Source organism: Streptomyces sp. MnatMP-M17 (genome assembly GCF_900091995.1).
GTDB lineage: Bacteria > Actinomycetota > Actinomycetes > Streptomycetales > Streptomycetaceae > Streptomyces.
In genome coordinates this window covers 1-7,610 of the sequence record NZ_FMDK01000277.1, presented here as the reverse complement: position 1 = coordinate 7,610, position 7,610 = coordinate 1, and the positions used below count along the sequence as shown (strand labels likewise).

Below are 7,610 nucleotides of genomic sequence, written 5' to 3'. Positions count from 1 at the left end.
CCGCCGCCCGCTCCAGCACCATCGCGTCGACGCCGTTCGGCGGTCCGGTCCGCTCCAGCCACACCGCCGCGACACCGTCCGGCACCAGCGCTGCCGACATCCAGTCGGGATCGACCGGGCCGCCGTCGTCCTGGCGTATTCCGTCGGCGCCGACACGGATACGCACTCCGCGCGCCTCGTCCACCAGCCGGGCAGGGCAGCCCGACAGCACCGCCGCGCCGCGCACCAGTGACTCCAGCCCGGCCCGGCCCTCGACCAGCCGGTCGAAGTAGACGATCACATGGAGCGCCGCGCCCGCGTCGGGATCGAGTGCGGCAAGCCTGCCCGCCAGCTCTTTCACCACTTCATCCTGCGGCTTCGGACAGCCGGTGCCAAGCGTCCGTTCCGGCCCGTTCAGTTCGTGAGCAGCCTGCGCAGCCATACGAGCGGTGCGTTCCTGGCGTCCTGGGACAGCGCGGCCTGCGGCGCCATCATCTCGAAACCGTGGAAGCCGCCCGGCCACACATGCAGCTCGGCCGCGCCGCCCGCCTGCCACAGCCGGGTGGCGTACGTGACGTCCTCGTCCCGGAATGTCTCCGCCGAGCCGACATCGATGAAGGCCGGCGGCAGCCCCGACAGATCCGTGGCCCGGGCCGGAGCGGCGTACGGTGGGACATCGGGGCCGCCGCGCCGCTCACCGAGGAGCGCCGTCCATCCGGCGTGGTTCGCCGCGCTGTCCCACACGCCCAGACCGGCCATCTGAAGGCTGGAGACGGTGTCGTTGCGGTCGTCGAGCATCGGGCACATCAGGAGCTGCCCGGCCAGTGCCGGTCCGCCGCGGTCGCGGGCCAGCAGGGCGACGCCCGCTGCGAGACCGCCGCCGGCGCTGCCGCCGCCGACCACGATCCGGCCGGGATCGATCCCGAGCTCGGCGGCATGCTCCGCCGTCCACACCAGCCCGGCGTACGAGTCCTCCACCGGAGCGGGATGCGGATGCTCGGGAGCCAGCCGGTACTCCACGGATACGACGACCAGATCCAGCTCCTGGGCCCAGTCGAGCGCCGTGTCGACGCCGGACCGGTTGTCCCCGAGGACCATCCCGCCGCCATGGATGTGGTAGAGCGCGGGCAGCGCGGTGGTGGCTCCGGCCGGCCGGCAGATGAGCAGCGAGATGTCCGGCTCGCCCGCCGGGCCCGGCACCGTACGCTCCTCGACCTCGAAAGCGCCGTCGCGCCGCAGATCCTCGTCGGACAGCCGGCTCTGGGCCTGGCCCGCCCGCACGGCCGGGATGTCGTCGAGGTTCAGTCGGCCGCCGAACTGCTCGTTGATGACGTCGAGCGCCGCCGCCAGCTCCGGATCGAAGGGCGGCGGCGGTCCGACCAGCCCGTCCCGTACGGCGGTGCGCCGCGTGTCGTCGGACGGGCCCTGCGCGGATGTCGTCGTGGACGGAGCCGCTGCGGGCGGCGTGTCCGAGAACGGGGCGGCGGTCATCTGCTCTCCCTGGGTCGCGGCCACGTCCCTGTGGCCGATCACGCCATCCTGCCTCCGGACCGGAGTGCGCGGCGGCGCCGGACGGCGGAGATCACCCGCCGGACGGCGGGTGCCACACCTCACGAAGGTGCCACGACCCAGGAGACACGAGCCACGCGACAGGTGTTCAAACCTCTCGACCGCGACGCATCGGCGGATTTCATACGATCGCAACGCTGTGATCTCGACAGATACCCCCGCGCGGTGTCAGTCTCCCGCCATGCACCTCACCGCCCGAAGCTTTCTCCCCGCCGTCTTCGTCCTCGCCGTCGCAGCCGCCGCCGGCTGCGCGCCGCAGGAGACGTCGTCGTCGGACGAGTCCTCCGCCTCCGCGCCCTCCTCCGCGCAGTCCGCCGCGTCCTCCTGCGAGGCGCCCACTCTCGCGACGGAGACCAAGGGAAAGCTGACCGTCGGAACGGACAAACCGGCCTACGCGCCCTGGTTCGAGGACGACGATCCGGCCAATGGCAAGGGCTTCGAGTCCGCCGTCGCGTACGCCGTCGCCGAGGCACTCGGCTTCGGGAAGGACCAGGTCGTCTGGCAGACCGTCCCGTTCAACAACTCCTTCGCGCCGGGCGAGAAGAGCTTCGACTTCGACATCAACCAGGTCTCCATCAGCGACCAGCGCAAGCAGGCCGTCGACTTCTCCTCGGGTTACTACGACGTACGGCAGGCCGTCGTCGCGCTGAAGAAGTCCCCGTACGCCGGAGCGAAGAGCGCCGCCGATCTCAAGGGCGCCAAGCTCGGCGCGCAGGTCGGCACCACCAGCCTGGACACGATCAATGAAGTGATCAAGCCGACGCAGCAGCCCGCCGTCTTCCAGAAGAACGATTTCGCCAAGTCCGCGCTGCGCAACGGCCAGGTCGACGCCATCGTCGTCGATCTGCCCACGGCCTTCTACATCACCTCGGCCGAGGTGCCGGACGCCGAGGTCGTCGGCCAGTTCGCGAACTCCGCGGGCACCGCCGAGCAGTTCGGGCTCGTCCTCGACAAGGGCAGCGCGCTCACGACCTGTGTCACCGAGGCCGTCGACGGGCTGCGCGAGGACGGCACACTCGCCGCGCTGGAGAAGCAGTGGCTGTCCGACGCCGTGGACGCACCGGTACTGAAGTGACCTCGAACACCGTTCCCTTGGGGAAGGACGGAGGCACGGGCGAGGGCGGAGGCGTGCGCGAGGACGACGGCGCGGACGGGTACACACCGTCCGCGCGACGGCTCGAACGCGAGCGGTACAAGCGCGCCCGAGCCCGCCGTGCCACCGCGATCGCCGCGCTCTCCACGCTTGTGACGGGCGTGGTCCTCTTCCTCGTCATCACCGGCTCGCCCGGCTGGCAGCGCACCCGCGAGACCTTCTTCAGCGCCGAGTACGCCCGCATGGCGCTGCCTCAGGTCCTCGACGGTCTGCTGCTCAATCTACGGCTGCTGGCGGTCTGCGGAGTGGCCGTCCTGGTCCTCGGACTGCTGCTGGCGATCGCCCGTACCCTGCGCGGCCCGGTCTTCTTTCCCGTCCGCGCGCTGGCCACCGCCTACACCGACTTCTTCCGCGGACTGCCGCTGATCATCTGTCTGCTGATGGTCGTCTTCGGTGTGCCGGCGCTCCGGCTCCAGGGCGTCACCACGGATCCCGTCCTGCTCGGCGGTACGGCGCTCGTGCTGACCTACTCCGCGTATGTCGCCGAGGTCTTCCGGGCGGGCATCGAGTCCGTACATCCCTCCCAGCGGGCGGCGGCCCGCTCACTGGGACTCTCCAGCGCCAAGACCCTGCGGTACGTGGTGCTTCCGCAGGCCGTACGGCGTGTCGTGCCGCCGCTCCTGAACGATCTGGTGTCGCTCCAGAAGGACACCGGACTGGTCTCGATCGCCGGCGCCGTCGACGCCGTCTACGCGGCCCAGATCATCGCCGGGAAGTACTTCAACTACACGCCGTACGTGGTCGCGGGCCTCGTCTTTGTCGCGCTGACGATCCCGATGACACGCTTCACCGACTGGGTCACCGCCCGGATGGACCGCAGACGCGCGCAGGGAGGAACCGTATGACCACCGCCGACGCTCCCGTGCTCCGCCTGGAGTCCGTACGCAAGACCTTCGGCCGGGACCGTGTCGTCCTGCGCGATGTCACCCTTGATGTCGCACCGCACACCGTCACGGCGCTGATCGGTGCCTCGGGCTCCGGCAAGTCGACGCTGCTGCGGTGCGCCAATCTGCTGGAGGAGATCGACGACGGAGCGATCTTCCTCGACGGTGAGGAGATCACCGATCCACGGACCGACCCGGACGCGGTGCGCCGCCGGATCGGTGTCGTCTTCCAGTCGTACAACCTCTTCCCGCATATGACGGTCCTCCAGAACATCACTCTCGCGCCGCGCCGGGTCCTCGGCGTCCCGCGCGAGGAGGCGGAGGAACGGGCCGGGGAGCTGCTGGCCCGTCTCGGCCTCGGCGACAAGGCGCGGGAGTACCCGGACCGGCTCAGCGGCGGCCAGCAGCAGCGCGCGGCGATCGTACGGGCCCTGGCCGTACGCCCGCGGCTGCTGCTCCTGGACGAGATCACCGCGGCGCTCGATCCGGAACTGGTCGGCGAGGTGCTCTCGGTCGTAAGGGACCTCAAGGACGACGGGATGACGATGGTGCTGGCCACCCATGAGATGGGATTCGCCCGGGAGGTCGCGGACCAGGTCTGCTTTCTCGACGCGGGAGTCGTCCTGGAGCGCGGCACACCCCGGGAGGTCTTCGGCGCTCCTCGGGAGGAGCGTACGAAGCGGTTCCTGCGGCGGATCGTCGAGGCCGGCCGCCTCTGAGTGCCCTTCTCACCCCGGCCCTTCTCACCCTGGCCCTTCTTATCCGGGCCCCGGCCGGCGCGGCGCCGCCGAGAACTCCACGGGCAGCGAGACGGGAACACGTGTCCAGGGCGAGGGCTGCCAGCTCACCTCCTCGGGCCGGATGGCCAGCGTCATGTCGGGCAGCAGATGCAGCGCGGTGTTCACCGCGGTACGGGTGATCAGCCGCGCCGGCACCTGCGCCGGGCACACATGCGGACCGGCCGAGAACGCGAGATGCGCGCGGTTGCCCGGCTCGCCCGCCTCGTCGGGACGGATCGCGGGATCGTCATTGGCGGCGGCGATGCCGAGGATCAGCACATCGCCGCGCCGGATCTGACGGCCGCCCAGCTCGGTGTCGCGCAGCGCGTACCGGGCGGGCATATTGTTCATCGGAGGATCGCGCCACAGAGCCTCGTCCAGGGCGTCGTCCACACCGAGCCGGCCGCCGTGCAGCCGGGCCGCGAACCGCGGATCGGTGAGCATCAGCCTCAGCGCGTGGGAGATCCAGGCGTTGACGCCCTCCGTGCCCGAGGAGATCATCACCACCATCGACTGAAGACGTTCCGCGTCGGTGCGCAGATTCGGATGGTGGATGATCGCGGTCGTCAGATCGTCGGCCGGATCGAGCTGCCGCTCGCACAGGGTGTCGACCAGGATCTCCTGGAAATGGCGGTTGCCGTCCTGCGAGTCGTCGGCGCTGCCGAACAGCGCGACCAGTGCCCGCCGCAGCTCCTGGCCCTCGGTGCTGTCCAGACCGAACAGCGACGCGATGGAGAGCAGCGGCACGATCGCCGCGTACTCGCTCACGAGATCGGCCCGGCCGTGCGGGGAGAACTCCGCGATCAGCTCTGTACAGACCGACTCGACCTGACGGCGGGCCTTGCGCTGGTCGATCCGTGCGACACCGTCGTCCAGAGGCTGGCGGAGCCGGCGGTGCTCGGGGCCGTCGGCGCCGATGACATTGGCGCGCCAGGCCATCATCGGCAGCAGTCCCGACTGCGGTGAGACCACACCGTCGTTGAGATCGCGCCAGTTGCGGGCGTCACGGGAGAAGAGCTGCTCCTGGCGGGTGACGGTCAGCAGCTCCCGATAGCCCATCACGAGCCAGGCGGGCACGCCCGGTTCCAGCTCCACCTTGGCGACGGTGCCCCAACGCTCCCGCAGACCGCGGTAGACCTCGCGCGGCTCGGCGGCGCCCGTCGCGGACGCGAGCGGGAAGAGTTCCGTACGGCTGGTATGCGCGGGACAGCCGGGCGGCGGTGAGGGTGGTGAGGGCGACGGGACCGACGAGGACAGGGAAGGCGGCGAGGAAGGCGGCAGGGAGGGCGGCGAGGAATGGCTCATGAGGCGGGCTCCTTGGTACGCACCGTACCGGCGGCGGACACATACTCGACCAGGCTGATCAGCGCGTCCACCGACGGAGCGCGCTCGCGCGCGTCGCACATCACCACGGGTGTCTCGGGCAACAGGTCGAGCGCGCGCCGCAGTTCCCGGACGGCGTGCTCCTCGCTGTCCGGGAACTGGTTGATGGCGACGGCGAACGGCAGCCCGCGCAGCTCCAGTTGTTCCAGTACGTCGAAGCTGTCCTCCAGCCTGCGGGTGTCGACGAGGACGAGCACCCCGAGCGCGCCCTCCGCCAGGCCCTCCCACAGATCCCAGAACCGCCGCTGCCCGGGTGTGCCGAACAGATAGAGGACCAGCCGGGAGTTGAGCGTGATCCGGCCGAAGTCCATGGCGACCGTGGTGGTGGTCTTGGTGGACATCCCGGCGAGATCGTCCACGCCGACGCTCGCCTCGGTCATCACCTCTTCGGTGCGCAGCGGTTCGATCTCGCTGACCGAGCCGACCAGTGTGGTCTTGCCGACGCCGAACGCGCCCACCACCAGGATCTTCACAGCCTGCTGGACAGTGTCGGGCAAATAGCGGTCAGCGGAGCCGACGGAGACCATCCAGTACCTCCTGAAGCAATTGCGGGTCGGGCTGCACGGCCTGGGGGACACCGGAGCGCGCGGACAGATGACCGCTGTCGACGAGATCGGAAGCCAGCACCTTCACCAGGCTCACCGGCAGTTCGAGATGGGCGGACGCCTCCACCAGCGAGAGCAGCCGCTCGCACATCCGGACAAGGGCGCGCTCCTCCCTGGTCGCGGAGACCGGCAGCTCGCACGGCGGATCGGCCGCGATGAGCAGCGTCTCGACGCCCACGGTGTTCCGCGAGGGCCGGGAGCGTCCCTTGGTGATCACATAGGGGCGTAAGGCTCCGGCGCCGTACTCGCCCTTGTCCTCCGGACCGCTCACCGAGCCGATTCCTGTCGCGGCGGACTGCTCAGATTCCCGGCGCCGATCTTCAGCACCTGCGCCTGCATCTGCCGGGCGACCAGCTTCGGGTCCACCACCGGGCCCGTCACCACCGCGAGATGGGCGCCGTTGGCGCTGCGCATGAAGAGGAAACCGCCGTTGAACTCGACCATCTGCTGATGCACGGCTCCGCCGTCCTCGCCGAACTCCCTGCCGAGGCTGCGGGCGAGGGACTGGAGCCCCGAGCAGTTCGCCGAGAGCCGGTCCGCGGAGTTGCGGTTCATGCCCTCGGAGCTGGCCAGCAGCAGTCCGTCGGCGCTGAAGACGATCACTTCTCTTACTCCGGGCACCACGGCGACATCGGCGATCATCCAGCCGCGTTGCTCCGGGTTCTCCACGTAACTCATGCTCAGTTCGGTCCTTCCGGTTCGGGTGTGGGGGAGGAGGGCCGGTCGGGGTCCTCGTTCGGGAGGTAGGAGGCCGGTGCGGCCGGCGCGGCCGGACGGCCGCCCTCGAAGAACTGCTCCATCCAGTCACCGGCCTGTTCCGGTGTGCCCGGCGGTGTCGTGGCGGTGGGGGCCGCCTCAACCGCGGGAGCGTATTCACCGCGCCGCGAACGGCGCTGAGGCAGCCGGCGGCCGGCCCGCGGTGGATGTGCGGGTGTCGCGGCTTCGGCTTCCGGGGCGTCCGGGACCACTGGGCCGGGAGTCACCGGGTCGGGATGCACAGGGCTGGGAGTCACCGGGGCGGGAGTCACGGGTGTGGGGGCCACTGGGGTCGGGGACAGGGGAACGGGAGTCACGGGCGCGGGAGCCGGCGGAGAGGGCGTCGCCGACGCGGATTCGGCAGGTGCAGAGGATTCGGCAGGCGTAGCGGGCGCGGGGGCCGCAACGGTCGCGGAGGCCGCGGGGCTCGGCGACGCGGATACGGCGGATACGGGGATGGCCGGCGCGGCTGCGGACACGGCGGCCGAGGGCGCCCGGCGCA

The 7,610-nt window shown here is 70.6% G+C and carries 9 protein-coding genes and 2 pseudogenes; 4 read left to right on the top strand and 7 right to left on the bottom strand.

Going from position 1 to position 7,610, the window contains the following annotated elements:
- Nucleotides 1–340 (bottom strand): annotated as a pseudogene (locus GA0115259_RS13265) (PucR family transcriptional regulator); the annotation flags it as partial.
- Nucleotides 341–393: 53 nt separating this feature from the next.
- Complete coding sequence (locus GA0115259_RS13260; protein ID WP_093595600.1) at nucleotides 394–1,470, bottom strand: alpha/beta hydrolase; 1,077 nt, start codon at nucleotides 1,468–1,470, stop codon at nucleotides 394–396.
- Nucleotides 1,471–1,729: 259 nt separating this feature from the next.
- Between GA0115259_RS13260 and GA0115259_RS13255 the strand changes: the two genes are divergently transcribed.
- From GA0115259_RS13255 to GA0115259_RS13245, 3 genes are read left to right on the top strand one after another with little or no spacing between them, the layout of a single operon-like run.
- Complete coding sequence (locus GA0115259_RS13255) at nucleotides 1,730–2,623, top strand: ABC transporter substrate-binding protein (protein WP_093595589.1); 894 nt, start codon at nucleotides 1,730–1,732, stop codon at nucleotides 2,621–2,623.
- Nucleotides 2,624–2,640: 17 nt separating this feature from the next.
- Nucleotides 2,641–3,546 carry an amino acid ABC transporter permease gene (locus tag GA0115259_RS13250; protein ID WP_202449951.1) on the top strand — a complete coding sequence of 302 codons (906 nt, stop codon included), beginning with the start codon at nucleotides 2,641–2,643 and terminating at the stop codon, nucleotides 3,544–3,546.
- Complete coding sequence (locus GA0115259_RS13245; protein ID WP_093595586.1) at nucleotides 3,543–4,304, top strand: amino acid ABC transporter ATP-binding protein; 762 nt, start codon at nucleotides 3,543–3,545, stop codon at nucleotides 4,302–4,304. Before GA0115259_RS13250 ends, GA0115259_RS13245 begins: the two co-directional genes overlap by 4 nt.
- Nucleotides 4,305–4,343: 39 nt before the next feature.
- On the opposite strand, the gene GA0115259_RS13240 is transcribed toward GA0115259_RS13245, so the two are convergent.
- Genes GA0115259_RS13240 through GA0115259_RS13220 form a run of 5 tightly spaced genes read right to left on the bottom strand, consistent with a single transcriptional unit; the run spans nucleotide 4,344 to nucleotide 7,365 of the window.
- Nucleotides 4,344–5,669, bottom strand: a complete 1,326-nt coding sequence (locus GA0115259_RS13240) for a cytochrome P450 (RefSeq protein ID WP_237539970.1) — start codon at nucleotides 5,667–5,669, stop codon at nucleotides 4,344–4,346.
- Nucleotides 5,666–6,274: a GTP-binding protein gene (locus tag GA0115259_RS13235; protein ID WP_093595583.1), complete on the bottom strand. Its 609-nt coding sequence runs from the start codon at nucleotides 6,272–6,274 to the stop codon at nucleotides 5,666–5,668. The genes GA0115259_RS13240 and GA0115259_RS13235 overlap by 4 nt, the downstream gene beginning before the upstream one ends.
- Complete coding sequence (locus GA0115259_RS13230; RefSeq protein ID WP_093595579.1) at nucleotides 6,252–6,623, bottom strand: DUF742 domain-containing protein; 372 nt, start codon at nucleotides 6,621–6,623, stop codon at nucleotides 6,252–6,254. Before GA0115259_RS13230 ends, GA0115259_RS13235 begins: the two co-directional genes overlap by 23 nt.
- The gene (locus tag GA0115259_RS13225) at nucleotides 6,620–7,030 is read right to left on the bottom strand and encodes a roadblock/LC7 domain-containing protein (RefSeq protein WP_093595576.1); all 411 of its coding nucleotides are present in this window, start codon (nucleotides 7,028–7,030) and stop codon (nucleotides 6,620–6,622) included. The genes GA0115259_RS13230 and GA0115259_RS13225 overlap by 4 nt, the downstream gene beginning before the upstream one ends.
- 2 nt (nucleotides 7,031–7,032) lie before the next feature.
- Nucleotides 7,033–7,365 carry a hypothetical protein gene (locus GA0115259_RS13220; protein WP_141716550.1) on the bottom strand — a complete coding sequence of 111 codons (333 nt, stop codon included), beginning with the start codon at nucleotides 7,363–7,365 and terminating at the stop codon, nucleotides 7,033–7,035.
- A 19-nt stretch (nucleotides 7,366–7,384) separates the two neighbouring features.
- Here GA0115259_RS13220 and GA0115259_RS41160 point away from each other — a divergent pair.
- Nucleotides 7,385–7,610, top strand: a pseudogene (locus tag GA0115259_RS41160) (carbon monoxide dehydrogenase); the annotation flags it as partial.